Source organism: Shouchella shacheensis (assembly GCF_001484965.1).
Taxonomy (GTDB): Bacteria; Bacillota; Bacilli; order Bacillales; family Bacillaceae_D; genus Shouchella; species Shouchella shacheensis.
In genome coordinates, this window is sequence record NZ_LLYY01000008.1 from 113,230 (window position 1) to 129,206 (window position 15,977).

Annotated in this window: 14 protein-coding genes and 2 pseudogenes; 11 read left to right on the forward strand and 5 right to left on the reverse strand. The window is 47.1% G+C overall.

Annotation, left to right across the window (positions count from 1 at the left end; genetic code table 11):
• Positions 1-116: 116 nt before the first annotated feature.
• Positions 117-548 (forward strand): VOC family protein, encoded by a 432-nt coding sequence (locus AVZ68_RS10565; RefSeq protein WP_059104516.1) that lies wholly within the window; start codon positions 117-119, stop codon positions 546-548.
• Complete coding sequence (locus AVZ68_RS10570) at positions 549-977, forward strand: DinB family protein (RefSeq protein ID WP_059104517.1); 429 nt, start codon at positions 549-551, stop codon at positions 975-977.
• 77 nt (positions 978-1,054) lie between these two features.
• On the opposite strand, the gene AVZ68_RS10575 is transcribed toward AVZ68_RS10570, so the two are convergent.
• A complete protein-coding gene (locus AVZ68_RS10575) occupies positions 1,055-2,599 on the reverse strand; it encodes a multicopper oxidase family protein (RefSeq protein ID WP_180316694.1) in 1,545 nt (514 codons plus the stop codon).
• A gap of 152 nt (positions 2,600-2,751) precedes the next feature.
• On the opposite strand from AVZ68_RS10575, the gene AVZ68_RS10580 reads away from it, so the two are divergent.
• The 5 genes and pseudogenes from AVZ68_RS10580 (at position 2,752) to AVZ68_RS10600 (ending at position 6,815) form a co-directional block, all read left to right on the forward strand.
• The gene (locus tag AVZ68_RS10580) at positions 2,752-3,360 is read left to right on the forward strand and encodes a GNAT family N-acetyltransferase (RefSeq protein WP_059104519.1); all 609 of its coding nucleotides are present in this window, start codon (positions 2,752-2,754) and stop codon (positions 3,358-3,360) included.
• Positions 3,357-4,110, forward strand: a pseudogene (locus AVZ68_RS10585) (DUF2332 domain-containing protein). The gene AVZ68_RS10580 and the pseudogene AVZ68_RS10585 overlap by 4 nt, the downstream one beginning before the upstream one ends.
• Positions 4,111-4,359: 249 nt before the next feature.
• Positions 4,360-6,192: a hypothetical protein gene (locus AVZ68_RS10595; protein ID WP_059104522.1), complete on the forward strand. Its 1,833-nt coding sequence runs from the start codon at positions 4,360-4,362 to the stop codon at positions 6,190-6,192.
• Between the two features lie 111 nt (positions 6,193-6,303).
• On the forward strand, positions 6,304-6,474 hold the full coding sequence (locus tag AVZ68_RS19835; RefSeq protein ID WP_082676495.1) for a DUF4177 domain-containing protein: 171 nt from the start codon (positions 6,304-6,306) through the stop codon (positions 6,472-6,474).
• A gap of 83 nt (positions 6,475-6,557) precedes the next feature.
• Positions 6,558-6,815, forward strand: coding sequence for a cytochrome b family protein (locus tag AVZ68_RS10600; protein ID WP_059104523.1), 258 nt, complete (start codon positions 6,558-6,560; stop codon positions 6,813-6,815).
• 121 nt (positions 6,816-6,936) lie between these two features.
• Here the strand turns inward: AVZ68_RS10600 and AVZ68_RS10605 are convergent, their stop codons facing one another.
• The 4 genes from AVZ68_RS10605 to AVZ68_RS10620 all read right to left on the reverse strand — a co-directional run bounded on the left by AVZ68_RS10605 (position 6,937) and on the right by AVZ68_RS10620 (position 11,493).
• Entirely contained in the window at positions 6,937-8,859 is a 1,923-nt protein-coding gene (locus tag AVZ68_RS10605) for an FtsX-like permease family protein (RefSeq protein ID WP_059104524.1), read from the reverse strand.
• Positions 8,834-9,613 carry an ABC transporter ATP-binding protein gene (locus AVZ68_RS10610; protein ID WP_059104525.1) on the reverse strand — a complete coding sequence of 260 codons (780 nt, stop codon included), beginning with the start codon at positions 9,611-9,613 and terminating at the stop codon, positions 8,834-8,836. The genes AVZ68_RS10605 and AVZ68_RS10610 overlap by 26 nt, the downstream gene beginning before the upstream one ends.
• A 105-nt stretch (positions 9,614-9,718) precedes the next feature.
• Entirely contained in the window at positions 9,719-10,786 is a 1,068-nt protein-coding gene (locus AVZ68_RS10615; RefSeq protein ID WP_059104526.1) for a sensor histidine kinase, read from the reverse strand.
• Positions 10,783-11,493, reverse strand: coding sequence for a response regulator transcription factor (locus AVZ68_RS10620; protein ID WP_059104527.1), 711 nt, complete (start codon positions 11,491-11,493; stop codon positions 10,783-10,785). Before AVZ68_RS10620 ends, AVZ68_RS10615 begins: the two co-directional genes overlap by 4 nt.
• A gap of 151 nt (positions 11,494-11,644) precedes the next feature.
• On the opposite strand from AVZ68_RS10620, the gene AVZ68_RS10625 reads away from it, so the two are divergent.
• The 4 genes and pseudogenes from AVZ68_RS10625 to AVZ68_RS20715 all read left to right on the forward strand — a co-directional run bounded on the left by AVZ68_RS10625 (position 11,645) and on the right by AVZ68_RS20715 (position 15,886).
• Positions 11,645-12,223 carry a TetR/AcrR family transcriptional regulator gene (locus tag AVZ68_RS10625; RefSeq protein ID WP_059104528.1) on the forward strand — a complete coding sequence of 193 codons (579 nt, stop codon included), beginning with the start codon at positions 11,645-11,647 and terminating at the stop codon, positions 12,221-12,223.
• A gap of 23 nt (positions 12,224-12,246) precedes the next feature.
• Entirely contained in the window at positions 12,247-13,599 is a 1,353-nt protein-coding gene (locus tag AVZ68_RS10630; protein ID WP_059104529.1) for an MATE family efflux transporter, read from the forward strand.
• A 238-nt stretch (positions 13,600-13,837) separates the two neighbouring features.
• Positions 13,838-14,890 (forward strand): EAL domain-containing protein, encoded by a 1,053-nt coding sequence (locus AVZ68_RS10635; RefSeq protein WP_059104530.1) that lies wholly within the window; start codon positions 13,838-13,840, stop codon positions 14,888-14,890.
• A gap of 433 nt (positions 14,891-15,323) precedes the next feature.
• Positions 15,324-15,886 (forward strand): annotated as a pseudogene (locus AVZ68_RS20715) (GGDEF domain-containing protein).
• The last annotated feature ends 91 nt before the right edge of the window (positions 15,887-15,977 follow it).

Here is a 15,977-nt window from a genome sequence, read left to right on the forward strand (position 1 = left end):
GAGCTTCAGATGTTGAGAATCAACCAATATTAGCCGCAGCAGGCAGGATTTCTTTGATAAAAACAGAAGTTCGTATAGACAATCTACATCTACACTCAGAAAAGGAGCGAACCGTTATGAACTCGATTCACTTAATTTGTTTAGCCGTTAACGACATAGGAACCTCTTTAAAGTTTTACCGAGACGGGCTTGGTTTTAAAACATCCGCCGAGGGAGAGACTCCCGCGATTGTATTTTTCAATAATGGCGGAACCAAGCTAGAGCTTTTTCCGCTCACAGAGCTGCAAAAAGAAATTGGCGAGGCTGCAGCAGACGTGTCAAGTGGTTTTCCACGGTTCACGCTTGCCCATAATGTGAAGCACAAGCAAGGAGTGGACGAGCTGTTAAAGCGGGCGGAAAAGGCTGGGGCGACGATCGTAGCGCCGGCAAAAACGACCGATTGGGGAGGGTACAGCGGCTACTTTACCGATCCAGACGGGTTCTTTTGGGAAGTGGCGTACGGGGCTGACTGGAGGTTTGATGAACATGATATGTTGGTGATTGAGTAGATGGATGCGAAGAGTTTTCTGTATGCCGCAGAGATGACCGATCAATTAACGACGGTGATCAGGGAAGCGGACCTTCATCGTCCGCTTGTACCCGAGCTTGGCACGCCGTATCAGCTGTTCTGTCACTTGATTCGCGTGCGCGGGGTGTATCGTAATGGGTTGATCTCAGGGAAAGTAGAATTTCCCGGCGAACGCATCACTACACAGAATCCCATAGAAGACCTCCGAAAAAGCAGAGAGGTACTTGCGGAAGCGATTAAAAACACTAGCATTGCAGAGGTGTACTGGGGAGAGGATATGCTTAGCCCTTTCGAATTAATAGGCGCGGCGATACAACATGAGGGCATTCATCAAGGGCAGTGGCAGCTGGCTTTAAAACAGGCAGGCGTTGAGATTCCTGGGCAATGGGGGAAGGAGTGGGCATTATAGGAACTCAATGAAAAGAGCCTGCTTTGAAAAAAGATTGCTCAAAGCAGCCTCTAATTATTCAGAAACGTTTTATTTCCCTACTTGTCGTCATCCGAATGCTTTGAATCTATAACCGTAAACGGGCGCATCATGTCATAGTCCTCATGTTCTAAAATGTGGCAATGCCAGACATAATCTCCAGTGTAGGGGCCAAATCGAGCGATGACGCGTGTAATTTGGGCCGAGGGGGCAGATACGGTATCTTTCCAGCCCCTTTCGTTCGGCTTCGGTCGTATGGCTGCACCGGTGTAAACGATTCGACCCTCCTGGTTATAAAGATCCAGGTCAAATGGACGGCGATCTAACACTTGAAATTGAACCAAATGAATGTGAATCGGGTGGGAAAAGCCGGTAACGTTGATGAATGACCAAATTTCCGTTGAGCCTAAACGCGGTTTTTCCGTCACAGGGGCCGACCACGTTTTATTATCTAGTAAAAGCAAAGGTCTCCCGTACGTATCGGTTGAACCTGTAAGTTTCAAATTGCGAAGGGCCTTTATTTCATTGTGCCTAAGGGAGGAAATATGGGACAAATTTTTAGGAATGATGCTGTTATCCTTTCCCTGTAGACGTTGGTTCACTTTAAATTGCATAACGTCACCCATATCATCATCTGGATCGGCATTTGCACCAAGGTCATTTTTTAAAATAATGGTTTCTCCTTCATGTTTGGAGAAATCGAGAATGAAATCGACGCGTTCTGCCGGTTCGATGGCGAACTTTTTCACTTTCACTGTTCTCTGCAACAGGCCTCCATCTGATCCGATTTGGTAAAAAGACTGCCCGGAATCAAGGTGCAATTGATAGGCGCGAGTATTGGAGGCATTCACTAGTCGGAACCGATATTTGCGTGGTTCCACTTCCAAATACGGCCATGCCTTTCCGTTGACAAGGGTGGTGTCTCCAAGGAAAAAGGGAGTGATGGAAGGATTCGGCAAGTTTTCGGAAGGGTTGTTTGGTTGAGTCGGGTAAAAAAGAGAACCATCCTCATTGAACGAACGGTCCAAAATCATAAGCGGAATTTCGTAGTCCACTTTTGGCAAATTTAATAAACTTTCTTTTTCATCGCGAATGATATACATCCCAGCAAGTCCAGCATAGACATTGAGCCTCGTAATGCCCATGGCGTGGTCGTGATACCAGAGCGTCGAACCCCGCTGATGGTTGGGGTATTCGTACACTTCGCTTTCAAAAGACGATCCTACTTCTTTAAAACCTTTCGTAAACCACGCCTCTGGGTAGCCATCACTAGACGGTCGGGTCTCACTTCCATGTAAGTGGACAACGGTTCGTACTTCCGGTTGATGGGCAACATGGTGGATCGATCGGTCGATTGGAAGAAAATGCGTGTCGGGAAGATTGTTGATCCATTTAACCTGAGTCCGCTCGCCCCGATTGACATCAATGAGTGGTCCCGGAAACTGGCGATCGTATCCCCACAGACGTGTCGGTCGTAAATCTCTGTGCAGCTTTTGATAAAATTCTTCCATTTGCACTTCGTAATAAGTTTCATTTTTACTTTTTCGCTCCGGCTTTGCCGTGTTCATGAGTGGCAGCCGGTCGACAAATTTCATGAGGTTCATCGGTTTCATCTCCCAGGTTAGGCATTAATACATTAGATGATGAAGCCGCATTATTGATTGGGCGTATGAATGGGTTTTTAGATATTTTGTCGTCGGGGGTTGGGGCGTTGCTGCCTGGAGAAGTCGTAGTCATGCATGGTAAGGAGGCACTTATGCTCATTAGAAAGTATGCACAAGCAGACGAAGATGGGTGGGTCCGGTGCCGAGTGCTATCATTCTTGGATACCCCATATTTCGATAATGTTTTGAAAGAGAGAGAGGAATATGAAAACCCTGCCATAGAACTTGTGGCCGTGGAAGAAGGTCAAATAGTTGGGCTGCTGGATATTGAATGTGAGGTTAGGGAGGGTAGCGTTTGTTCAAGGGGCACAGGGTTAGGTGGGATGCTATGGCATGTCGCCGTTCATCCTGATTACCGCAGAAGAGGGGTTGGAAACGAACTATTGACCGAAGCGGAGAAAATTGCAAAAGACCAAGGTCTAAATCGACTAGAAGCTTGGACAAGAGATGATGGTAGGGTCCATAAATGGTACGAAAAACATGGATTTCTTAAGGAGACATCTTATTTCCACGTAGTTATCGAAGGCAGTCAGGAGATAAAAGGCACACTTAAAAGTGAGATGCCGAAATTATGCCCTATTCAAGTATTTGCGCATTATTCAGGGGAAGATGAAGAGGCTGTAAGAGGTAAGTTCAACAGAGTTCACGAATGCTTTTGTTATGTGAAACGAATCCCATTACGAAAGGAAGATGCACAATGACTATCGATCAAATGTCCATTCGATTTAAAACCTTCGCAGAAGCAGAGTGCAGAGGGTCCAGCCACTTATATGAATATTTAGCTTTACGAATTGCGGAAGACTCTGATTTACTCCACTTAGCTGCTGAAGCACCGGTGGGCCAACCAGCTCCTAATCTATTGTTTGGAGCGGTTCATTTTTTGTTGCTAAGAGGGAGGGACCATTCTCTAAGGGAGTATTATCCAAGCATCGTGGAAGACGCGAAAGAGGTTCAAGCGTCCTTTCCCCATTTCAAAGACTTTTGCAGCCTTTATTCAGAAGAAATCACTTCCATTCTGAAAACGAAATTGGTGCAAACGAATGAAGTGAGGCGCTGTGCTTATCTCTACCCGATTTTTTGCTACATATACAGCCAAGTCCGCACCCCTCTGTCTCTTATTGAAATCGGAACAAGTGCTGGCCTGCAATTATTATGGGATCAGTATTCCTATTCCTACGGCAGCGGTGAGCTCTATGGGAATAAAGAGGCGACGGTTCTTTTGCAGTCGGAAGTTAGACAAGGGAGTGAACCTTTCTTATTAAAAGAAAGCCCGTCCGTAGATTCGCGTGTGGGGTTTGATTTGCACATTAATGATGTAACCAAGAACGAAGATGCGTTATGGTTAAAAGCCCGCTGACCTTCACCTCGATTATTTTCTAAACGGTGTACCTTATTATAAGAGGGTGGGCGAAACCGACGGGCATGGTAGGTGGTTTGATTGGAAGTTGTAGTTTTTCTATATTCCCCGCTCGGTGCAACCAAACGGTACGATAACAAGCGTCAGCCCTTATAGTAAGGGCTTTTTTGCCGCGCAGTATTTGTAAATCTCCTAACAAAAAGCTAGGAATCTGCTTGTTGAGAACCCGGAAGGATATTTTAATGAGGTACTTCGGAAAAACAGCCATTTTCATCAGGTTGTGAATCTTTTTCTACTGTAAGGCGTATATAGAAGTAGACACATTTTCACCAGGAGGAAGTATATGTTTAGTTGGATTTTCATCATGGCGCTTACTTGTTTGGAGTTGAATCCGAAATACTGGGTCCGAGGACTGAAGCGCAACAGCCAATCATTTATCATGATTCAGTTGGGTCGGTACGTCGTGGGGCTGATTATAGGGATTGTTATTATCTATTTTCGTTTAATTGATATATCGCTAACAGGAATGATGAATACATATGGATTCGTAGTTGCTATCAATCTGCTTATCTCTGGGCTGTTTCATCCCTCGAATCGTATCAAAAAAGGAAAGGAGCAGAAGCAGAAACAGAAACAGAAACAGGAACAGAAGAAGCCAAAGCTCCCCATAGTCAATGTGCAAGGCATGCTCGGGGCATTCATTCTTGTTGGTTTGTTGGTTCTTAATTTCGTCTATCCATTCACAGTCACGCAAGAATTAGCGCAGCTTGGAGAGATTGAGACCAGTAATGAGCAAATTGAATCGGTCACCGAAGAGGCCGTTCGTTCGGTTCCTTATACATATGCACGATACAAATCGGAAATTGTGTTTGGCAACATTGACAACTACTCCTTTTTTGAGTTGGGAGAATCGAGCATTCAGAAAATGGATGATGAGTTGTACTGGGTATCTCCGATTGAGTACGCAAGCGTTTGGCGATGGTTGAGAGCGGATTATGCTCCTGGTTATATTATGGTCAGTGCCGAAGATCCAAATGCCGAAGCTCAGCTTATGGACGATTATGAAATGAACTATGTGCCGAGTGCTTATCTTGGTGAGCATCTCGAACGTCATGTGCGGAAAACGTATGAAGATGTCATTCTCATGGGGTATTCTTTTGAGCCTGATGATGAGGGGAGGCCGTACTACGCGTATTCCTATGCGTACTATGATCATTACCGGACGGGTCCTAAGGCCGATGGTGTGATTGTTGTTGATGCAGAAAGTGGAGAGATGGAGCAGTATGAGCTAGGGGAGCAGCCTGATTTTATTGATAACGCGATTGATTACGGAGTTGCCTTAGACTATGCCCACTGGTTTGGCACCTACAGCAATGGCCTATTCAACGCTCTCTTTGCAAAAGAAGGCGTTCATCAACCGACGAGTGACGAAGAAATGATTGGGGTTCTTGGCCCTGATGAAGATATGTATTGGATGGTGGACCATATGCGCCCGAACCAGGAGTCCAATACGATGGTTGGGTTTACGATGGTCAATGCCCAGACGGGGGAAGCGAAGTATTATACGGGCTCCTCAGGACTTCTGAATGCAGGTGGAGCACGAGAAGTGGTGGATAAGTCGTATCAACGAGAGCAATGGAGCGGCACGCAGCCTGTCTTGTATTCCGTCTACGATCAGTATACGTGGGTGGTTCCGGTGGTGGATCAGAACGGGTTAATGAGAGAAATGGCCATGGTCCATGCAGATACAGGGAATGTGGCGACGGGATCATCAAGGGAGGAAGCCTTCAGCAGTTATCGTCAGATGCTCGCAACCGATCTGGACTCCGATGACTTCGTTCCAACCGATGTACTGGAAGAGGAAACCGTTGAGGGAACCGTCTATCGAGTGAGCGATACGCTTAACGAGCAGTACATCCAAGTGTTGATTACCGATGAGGCCCGAGTGTTGGAATTCGATCTCACCACCGTGGCGGATGCGGTATTCCTCCAAGAAGGGGACGACATTGCGGCACAGGTCGTGGATACCGAAGAGAATGTGTTGAATGTCGTTGACTTTACCAATGTGACGATTGAAGATGATTTTGGAGAAGTCGAGGATTTTGAACTAGACGAAGAAGCAGGGAACGAATCGGATTCAGAGGCATCTGACGAAAATGGGGAAGGGGAAGAGTAAGCTCAGCGTGGGGAGGAGACAAGGAAGTCTAATTCTCACGTTCATGCAACAAGGCGTGGGGATTAATAGAAACACCTTTTCTTGGGAATCCTCTCTAATGAGGTGAAAGAGATGACGTTTGAATACAAAGTCCTAAGCATATCCGGAGAAGAAAAAGAAATGGAAAAGACGCTGAATGATTTTGGAAAAGAAGGATGGGAATTGGTGAACGTGACGCCTCTGTATGAAAGAGTGTCGAAGGTTAGTGGCTATCAAGCGGTTTTAAAGATCGTTTGTGGTTGAGGAGGAGTAGTCCTAGTCCTTCAACTTTCTTCCCGATCTATGTTACCTTTTAGAGAGGAAGAGCTAGCAAAGGGGCGGATGTAATGAAAAAACATGCAACGTTTCTCGGGAGCTTTCTAGTCGTGTATATTGGGTTGCAAATTCTTTCGGGTATGGTTCTAACCATGTTCTATTCAGCGGAAATCATACACTCATTGGGTAGCACGCCATCCACGGCTTCAGAAGTGGCGTTCGGGGAAGTGAGCTTCATCCGGGGGGCAGGGATGGTCGTTGTTGCAGCAGTGATTGCTTTCCTTATAACAAAGGTTTGTCACCGTCCGAAAACACAGACACATGCCTAGAAGCAGAAAGGAGGGAGAACATCCTTCCTTTTTTTGTGTCTAGCTCCGGTGGGTCTGGGCAACCCGCCGGTGCTAAAAAAAGGAAAGGGAGACCACCTCCCTTTCCTTCGTTTCATTACATTTAGCTTAGCACCGCCCGCACATAAAAGTAACGCGTCACAAGATAGTAAACGAGCTGCAAGACTACATAAATACTGATAACAAGCGCAGCATTGGATACTAGACTGGCACCAAGCAAGTTGCTGAGCATGCCGTAGGCAAAACTTGCGTGGATGGAGCCCATAACGACGGGGACAAAAAATAAGAAGCGCACTTGGTTATCAAGAATCTGCACGGTTTCTTTTTTCGTGATCCCAATTCGGTTGAGCGCGAACATTTGTCGTTTTGTATCTTCGAGCTCCGTGAACAGCTTCAGGTACAGCATGCTTCCTTGCACAATAAAGAAGAGCAAGCTGACAAACAAACCGATGAAGAGCACAAGTGAGTACGTTTGTGTCAACATCGTGTAAAGGGGCGCTCGTGTATTCAAGGCATAAAAAAGCTCATCGTTTGCCTCTGCTTCGATCGCTTCCGACACGTCTGCTTCCTGTTGCCAATTAACGAGTTCGTAGCCAATAACGCGATTTCTGTCGACGCCTTCAATGGCGTCAAACCGCTCATAGGCGTCATCAGGAATCACAAGCGTAGAGTAAGCCCCCTGAGTGGGATTTACAATTCCATCTCTAGACTGCCCCAATACGGTAAAGCTCTGCGTAAGCTCTCCAACTTGTACGTCCTTCTCTGAACCCTCCTGCTCAAAATAATTCTCTGTCAGATACGGCATACTGATAAAAGCCTCATCCTCTGCTAGAGAAAGAGAATCAATCCCTCGTTTTTCCGCATAGAAATTGTAAACTGTCTCCGGAAGCAGAAAAGTCGTGGACGCCTCAAGCTCTCCGCTGTACCCCAGTGCTTGCGTATCAGCAATGATTCCTGTGACGTCGAGCTTGTAATCAATCTCCGCGTCATATGCGTCCAAGAGGGTTTCAATGGTCTCGGGTGTTAGAACTTCAAACGCTTCAGGGTCTTCCTCTGTCCATGAAACAGCCTGCGTCATGCCTTCCGTTGCTTGCAAGATAACGGACTGAAAGAACATGTAGACGGTGCCCGCGGCGGTGAGCACCACCGCACTAATAATCGATGTGATAAACAGCATCCGTGCATAATCGTTCAAGCGAAACAAAATATTGGTGCGTGTCAGAAGCTTTGTCCCGTTCGTCAAACGACGTTTATTGGCGTACAGTCGTTTGTAGACCGCAACGGTTCCCTGTGTGAAAAAGAAATAAGTGCCAATGACCACGAAAAACAGAATTGGAAACATCGTGAACAACGCAAACTCAGGCGGTCCCAACAACGCAATCGCGTAGCCAATCGCAAGAAAAACGAGCGCCACAACGGCGAGCCAAGGGGAGACTTTCGGCATCGTCTTCGGTTTTTGTGATTCTTTGAGCATCTCGACCACTTGCTTGTTCCGCATGCGCCAGAATGAGAACAGGGTTAGGAATTGGAACAACGCAAAGAACCCAAGCCCCGATATGACATAGGGGAGCGGTAGTACCTGAAACGTGATCGGTGATTCTACGGTAAGGAGCGACGTCATCAACATCAGAAATAGCTTGGAGAAAAGCGTGCCCAGTAGCAAGCCACAGACGATCGCTATAAGCGAGATCAGCGTTTGTTCGTAGTAGACAAGCGCCCGCAACTGACGGTTGTTCATGCCAAACAGGGACAGGAGTCCGAACTCCTTTGAGCGGACTTGCAAGAAGACCGAATTGGAGTAGGCAATGAAAAACACGGAAAACATCACGATAATGACTTGCGCGGCAATCATTCCTCCGCGCACCGTATCGCCAGAAGGGATGTAGCCGCTCTGGACATCGGGATGAAACACAAACTGCGCGTAAATAAAGAAGACGGTTACCGCAAAGACACAGCTGAGAAAGTAAGCGGCGTAGCGCTGGGCGTTGCCGGTTACATTTCTACGAGCGAGCGTGCGTATGTTCATGGAAATCACCTCCAAGAACACTTAAGGTATCGAGAATGTTTTGGAAAAATGCTTGCTGGCGCTCGCCTTTGCGAATCTCAGAGAAGAATTCACCGTCTTTAATGAAAACGATGCGGTCGCAGTAGCTTGCGGCCGTTGGGTCATGAGTCACCATTAAAATTGTTGCGTTCTGCTCTTGGTTGATCGACGTCAGCGTATCAAGCACTTGGCGCGCCGATTTTGAATCGAGATTCCCTGTGGGTTCATCCGCTAAAATCATCGACGGCTCATGGATGATCGCTCGCGCGCAGGCGGTGCGCTGCTGCTGACCGCCGGAAATTTCCGATGTGCGTTTATCAAGAATCTCACTGATATTCAGTAGCTTCGCGATTCGCTCCAGCCGCTCCTCCATTTTCTTAAAGGAAAGCTTATCAAGCGCCAGAGGCAGCAAGATGTTTTCCCGTACGGTGAGCGTGTCGAGCAAGTTAAAGTCCTGAAACACAAAGCCAAGCTCTCGGCGGCGAAAGAGGGCGAGCTTATTGTTCGTAAGCTGCGCGGGGTTGGTTCCATTGATGATGATGTCGCCTGATGTCGGCTGGTCAATGGTGGCGAGCATGTTCAAAAGCGTGGTTTTCCCGCTTCCTGACGGCCCCATTACGCCCACAAATTCTCCCTTTTCGACTTGAAGGTCAAAGCGAGCCAGCGCCTTGTAGGCAAGCCCGTCTTTCTTTGGATAGTACGTTTTGGCAAGTTGTTTCACTTGAAGTATAGACATCGATTCTTTCCTCCTACCATGGTTGGATAAGGCTAGTATAAAAAAAGAACCCGCCCTCTCCCATCGAATGATCTTTCAAAGGGAGAAGCAAGCCTTACAGTTTTGTCATCTTGGCTGCTCGTGTAGGGTGGTAGAGGAGAAAACAATCGTCACGGTCGTGCCTTTATCCACTTCGGAATCAACGTAAATCGAGTGCCCAAGCTGACTTGCAATGGTGTGTGCTAAGTACAGACCCATTCCTGTCGACTCTGTGTGCGTACGCCCGTTGTCGCCGGTGAAAAACGGATGAAAGACGCGGGGAAGGTCTCGAGCAGGGATGCCGATGCCTGTGTCTGTGACGGATAACCTTACGCGGTCGCTCTCCTCCCAGACATCGAAGAAGATCTTCGCGCTTTTGCCCTGCTTCGAATAGTTTAAGGCATTAAGCAGGAGCTGATGCAAAATCACGCGCAGCCATTTGCCGTCACTGGCCACAATGTAGGCACCCATATCTGCATTGATTTCCGGGAAAAGCTTCCGGCGGATGAACTGGCGCTTCTCCTCATTGACGACGTCACGCACAAGCGAAATGGGGTCAATTTCTTCCGCTTTTAAATCAAGGGAAAAGTGATCGAGCCGTGCTAAGTGCAGCATTAATTCAAGGCCATGGCGAAAGCGATCATTTTCATCACTAATTTCATTGAGCGTCTTCTTTTCTTCGGCATCTGCCTCATTACGTCGCTGCTGAACAAGAAGCGAGATGACCGACACCGGTGTTTTCATATGATGCACCCATTGGTTGATGAAAAGCTGATGCTGCTCGCTCGCTGCCTGATAAGCCTCTCGCTCCTCTCGATACAGTTCATGATACATTCGCTGCAAGCGCAGCCACATTGCCGACTCCTTCGTCGGTGGGGCAAGCGCTTCAAGCTCATAGCTTGTTTCTAGAGGAGGCTGTGCTTCTGTAGAGAGGGCGTGCAGTTTACGCAAATAGCTACGCATGCGCACATAATCCATACAAAGCCAGACGCCAAGGAAGAAAAGCGAGAGAACAAAGCAATAGAGAATCGTACCGACATCAAGGACCCCGCCCGTGTTCTGGAAGGCAAGGCTCGCTGTAAGAACAATAAGACCTGTGTTAAAGAGAAATACGAAGATAAAGGGGATGCGATCTAAGAGAAATGCACGTTTCATGAATTTGTATCCTTCCAGTTGACGTTAAGCCTGTAGCCCTGACCGCGGATCGTTTGGATGGCATCAACAATACCAACATCAGCGAGTCGCTTTCTCAGCCTCGTCACATTCACAGACAGGGTGTTATCATCGACAAAATCGACCTCATCCCAGAGGGCTTCGAGAAGGTCATCGCGACTGACGATACGATCGTGACGATCGGCCAGGCGCTGAAACAGGAGGAATTCTTTTTTGGTTAGTTCTAGCCTTCGTTCACTAAACACGATCTCATTTCGGTCCGGGTATGAAAATAACTCAGCTAATTCATGCACGTTTTGATGAATTTCCTTCGACCCTGCATACTCCCCGTAGGTCCGGCGCAGGGAACTCTTCACCTTAGCGAGAACCACATCAAGGTGAAACGGTTTGGTGATGTAATCATCGCCGCCGTTTTCAATCGCCATCACTTGATTCATCTCATCCGTTCTTGCGGAAATAAAAAGGACAGGTACGTTGGAGTCCGTGCGAATTTGCCGGCACCAATAGAAGCCGTCAAAATGAGGCAAATTGATATCAAGCAACACAAGGTCTGGAGCCAGCTGCGTAAATTCTGATTTAACGTTCGCAAAATCCTTTGTTTGCGTGACTTCATAGCCATGTTTGCTTAAGTGGTCGGCTAAAATCCGGCCAATTTGTGTGTCATCTTCAACAAGATAGATATGGTACATCAACATCACCTCATCCGTATTGATTTAAAGATAGCATGTTTTGTATGGGGGACAAAACCTACTACAGACGGAGAAGAAAAAAAGCTAGCTAATCAGCCTGGCCTTCTGTTACACTATTACCTGACGAACGTTCGTTAAAAGGTGGTGCGAGATGAAAGCAGAACAAATTAAGGAAGCTGCGTTAAAATATTTTACGATATATGGGTATGAGGGAGCGTCACTAGCACGGATTGCCGAGGATGTGGGCATTAAGAAACAATCGATTTACGCTCATTTTAAAGGGAAAGATGATTTGTTTTTGGAAGTGGTGAGGGAGGTGAAGCTTCTCGAATGGGAGGCGAAGCGACGTCACTTTGATTCTGTGGAACCACGTCACCTTCGCAATCGTTTGTATGAATTCTTAAAGATGCATAAGCAGATGTTTGAAGAAGACGAACGGTTTCGGTTTTGGCTACGCATTTCCTTCTTCCCACCGCCGCATTTATATAAAGACGTAGAAAAAGAAGTGCTTGAAATTGAGCAGGCAGTGGAAGCAATGCTTCGTGAGGTGTTTCAAAAAGCAATCGAGCTTGAAGCGGTAAGCGGCAGCGATCCAGCGGTGCCGACGCTTGCGTATCTGGGCATTTTAGATGCGATTGCCATGGAGATCGTCTATGAGGGAGGCTCCAATCGAGTGGAGCAGAAACTGGAAGCATCATGGCATGTATTCTGGCGGGGGATTGCCGTCTAGGCTAGGGAATGGGAGATGAAAACATGACGACACAAAAGCAAAATCCGCTAGATACCGAGTCTGTCGGGAAAATATTCGTCCGTTATTTAGTCCCGTCTCTTATTGGAATGGTGCTCATGGCGGTCAATTTCGTCGTCGATGGCGTGATGGTGGGCAATAAGCTTGGGCCAGTTGCACTTGCGGGTGTCAATATTGCTGGCCCCGTCTACACGATCTTTGTGGCGATGTCTTTGTGGATCGGGATGGGCGGCGCTACGCTCTATTCCCAGAGCATGGGACGAAAAGAACCCAAACACGCACGCTTTATCTTTACCCACTCGATCGTATTCATTGCCGCTTTCACGCTTGTGATTGGATTAACGGCCCTCGCGTTCCATGAGCCTCTCGTTTACGGGCTTGGCGCGAACGAGGAAACGGCTCCGTTTGCCGCGAGCTATATGAATGTGTTTCTCGTCTTTGGCTTTGTGTTCACATTGGAAAATGCGTTTAGCATCTTTGTACGCAATGACGGCAATCCAACGCTTGCGATGGCCGCCTTGATTACGACAGCGGTCTCCAACATTGTCATTAACTATATCATGCTGTATGTGCTTGGCCTAGGTGTTCGCGAAATTGCCTATGGCACGATCATTGCGGCTACACTTGGCTTGCTTGTGCTAAGCTCGCATTTTTTCATGAGGCGAAGCAATTTGAAACTGGTGAAATTTCGTTTTCAAAAGCCGCTCTTTCTGCAGACATTGACTTTTGGTTTTCCTAGTTTTCTCGCGGAAGTCGGGATATCGGTTTTCACGATTGCTCACAATATTGCTTTTTCACGCCTTGCCGGAACCGAGGGCGTGGCTGCTTTTTCGATCGTCAACTACATTCATGGAGTCATGCTTTTGATGTTTCTCGGCATGGGCTCGGCCATTCAGCCGCTCGTCAGCTATTTTCACGGTGGCGAGCAGGAGGAGAAAAAGCGTGAGGTGATGCGAATTGCCTTGAAGACGGCGCTTGTCGCAGGTGTGTTTTGCTTTGTGGTCGGTCAGGTGGCAGCTGTTCCTCTGGTTGCGATCTTTGGGGATTTCCCACAAGACATTCGGAACCTCGCGACGACAGGCATACGGTTATTTTTTATCGCTTATATCTTCATGGGGCTAAACTTTGTGATGATGACATTCTTTCAGTCGATCGGCCAGGTCCGTATGGCCGCCTGGATCACGGCAGGGCGAGAGATTATTTTTATGATTATCTTCCTAGTCTCACTTCCGGTTTTGTTTGGCGTTAACTCCGCATGGCTGGCAATTCCGCTAGCGGAAATTTGTGTGCTCGCGACCGTGTTTATTTACGTGAAGCGCAGTGGATACAGGTTTGGAGAGAGCGGGGGATTGATTTGAGGAGGGACGATAGGAAATAAAGGCAATCAAAACGCTAGGGGTGATGGTCCCTAGCGTTTTTTATTGTCCAGCTCCGGCGGGTAGAAGCTCGGGATTTTTCAGTCCTGGCCCGAAATCCAAACCCGGGATTTCTAGTCCAGGCCTTCCAAAATCCTCGCTTCTGAACGACCCGCCTGCGCTTTCCGACTAAAGAACTTCTTCAAAGAGACCGATACTAAGTAATAAGGAGGGATCTTTCATGCAAAATCATTGTGACATTTGTTTGCCGCAGCACCGGGGGTATACCATTCTCTTTAAAGGAGAACAGCAAACGAGAGAGCTGGAGAAGTACTTCAAGTCTTTCCCAGAAGAACAGTGGTCGGTTGTCGAGGATAAGCTTTATTGGGCTGAGGAAACCGTATTCTTTGATTTATTGGATTATCTGAATGTACACATGGATGCCGACAAGATACTGGCTGTCGGGTCGAAGCGAACAGAGCCACAGAAGGATATCAAGGGTCTTAGACCCATTTCCACATTCCTAATGGAGAAACAAGCCAGCTGGATTGACGATGTGATTGAACAGCATGCCATAAAAACACACTATCAGCCGATTGTGACGGTGAAGGGCCAAAGAGTCGAAGTCATTGGACATGAATTACTGTCAAGGGGGATAGATGAGACAGGGGCTCTCATTCCTCCTATCAAGATGTTTGAAGCCGCAAGAGTTCGCAACCGATTGTTTGCCCTTGACCGAGTCTGCCGCATTGAATCCGTGAAAAATGCGGCTCCTGTTACCGACAAGCTTATTTTTATCAACTTCATTCCGACGTCGATTTATGTGCCTGAACATTGCCTTACAACAACATTCAAGCTGATTAGCCAATTGAATATGAAGCCGGAGCAAATTGTTTTTGAAGTGGTTGAAACAGATGAAGTCGAGGATATTGAACATTTAAAATCGATCTTGCTTCATTATCAGGCCCATGGATTCAAATATGCGCTTGATGATGTCGGTACCGGGATCAACGATTTAGGAAAGTTAAATGACCTGCAGCCACACTATGTCAAATTGGCACGTGAATATTCCGATGGTGTTAGTACCGATCTTGAGAAACAAGCTGTTGCCAAATCGGTGATAGACGTAGCACGAAGCATTGGCTCATGTCCGTTGGCAGAGGGGATCGAACGGCCGGAAGATCTGACTTTCCTTGCTGATATGGGGTATGAATTGTTTCAAGGGTACTATTTTGCGAAGCCTCAGGAAAATCCCCTTGAGCGTATGACGTTAAATGAAGATACTAACATTTAAACCTAAAGCTCCCGGTTTCTCTTACTTGCTTCAACTGTTCGAGACGCGTACACAGGTAGTTTTGGTATATACCATTTATGCGCTATTTGCTGTGTTGCTCATATTGGATAGCTACTATCTTGTAGATTTTTCGCTACCTGTGATGATTCTGTGGAGCATGTACGTCGTGCTAGGTATCTGGTTCATCAAACGCGCGCTTCATAACAAAACAAGTGGCCTTTGTTATTATTTGATTGGCAGCTCTCTATGGTGGTCGGGAGCGATGTTTTTCTCAGGAGGGTTGACCAGCCAGCTCTTTTTTTTCGGCGAAATTCTATTGATTTTATACGCGCTTTCAGGGTCTATTCTGATGAATGCTCTCGGCGGTGGTCTTTACATTGCAGCGGTAACCGCAAGTGCCATGATTTCAATACAGACCATCGATAACCTGTCCATGCTGACGACGGTGATTGTGGTGAATTTGCTAACCCTTTCCGTCGGTTTTCTCACTTCGCACGCGATTGATTATCACCGTAAATCGATCGACCAACGGCAAACACGCGCCCTCACAGACTATTTAACGGGACTGTCTAACCGGGAAGGTTTTGTTGAACACATTAGCCTTCATCGATTGGACAAAGGTCTGTTTGGTCTTTTTGACTTAAACGGATTCAAGGAAATCAACGATGAACATGGCCATGATTTTGGCGATGAAGTCCTCAAGCAGGTAGCGAAGGAACTTAAAAAAACCTTCCGGATCAAGCGCATATCGGCAGAATTGGAGGAGATGAATTTGTTTTTTTCCTACCTGAAACGGATACGGACGACGAGAAGATGCGTCATCTCCGTACACTGGTGGAAATGAGCATTCAAGATGCTGGCAATCAGGCAGGGATTATGCTGAACGCCTCTGTTGGCCTGATGCCCGCCGCGGCATATCCCAATTTCCGTGAACTCTATCGGATTGCTGACCAACTCATGTATGAGGACAAAAGAACGTTGAAGCAAACGAATTGACCCGATTTTTCAGATCAACTAGGGGGACTATGCCACTACCGGTTATCTTACTAAGGAGTTGATAAAAAAGAACGAAACTAGTGTCGCTTCG

Bases quoted from the DNA above. Each gene is read 5' to 3' on its own strand.
- AVZ68_RS10595 (WP_059104522.1), top strand. From the start codon at position 4,360: ATGTTTAGTTGGATTTTCATCATGGCGCTTACTTGTTTGGAGTTGAAT.
- AVZ68_RS10605 (WP_059104524.1), bottom strand. From the start codon at position 8,859: ATGAACATACGCACGCTCGCTCGTAGAAATGTAACCGGCAACGCCCAG.
- AVZ68_RS10625 (WP_059104528.1), top strand. From the start codon at position 11,645: ATGAAAGCAGAACAAATTAAGGAAGCTGCGTTAAAATATTTTACGATA.
- AVZ68_RS10570 (WP_059104517.1), top strand. From the start codon at position 549: ATGGATGCGAAGAGTTTTCTGTATGCCGCAGAGATGACCGATCAATTA.
- AVZ68_RS10580 (WP_059104519.1), top strand. From the start codon at position 2,752: ATGCTCATTAGAAAGTATGCACAAGCAGACGAAGATGGGTGGGTCCGG.
- AVZ68_RS10600 (WP_059104523.1), top strand. From the start codon at position 6,558: ATGAAAAAACATGCAACGTTTCTCGGGAGCTTTCTAGTCGTGTATATT.
- AVZ68_RS10635 (WP_059104530.1), top strand. From the start codon at position 13,838: ATGCAAAATCATTGTGACATTTGTTTGCCGCAGCACCGGGGGTATACC.
- AVZ68_RS10630 (WP_059104529.1), top strand. From the start codon at position 12,247: ATGACGACACAAAAGCAAAATCCGCTAGATACCGAGTCTGTCGGGAAA.
- AVZ68_RS10565 (WP_059104516.1), top strand. From the start codon at position 117: ATGAACTCGATTCACTTAATTTGTTTAGCCGTTAACGACATAGGAACC.
- AVZ68_RS19835 (WP_082676495.1), top strand. From the start codon at position 6,304: ATGACGTTTGAATACAAAGTCCTAAGCATATCCGGAGAAGAAAAAGAA.
- AVZ68_RS10575 (WP_180316694.1), bottom strand. From the start codon at position 2,599: ATGAACCTCATGAAATTTGTCGACCGGCTGCCACTCATGAACACGGCA.
- AVZ68_RS10615 (WP_059104526.1), bottom strand. From the start codon at position 10,786: ATGAAACGTGCATTTCTCTTAGATCGCATCCCCTTTATCTTCGTATTT.
- AVZ68_RS10610 (WP_059104525.1), bottom strand. From the start codon at position 9,613: ATGTCTATACTTCAAGTGAAACAACTTGCCAAAACGTACTATCCAAAG.
- AVZ68_RS10620 (WP_059104527.1), bottom strand. From the start codon at position 11,493: ATGTACCATATCTATCTTGTTGAAGATGACACACAAATTGGCCGGATT.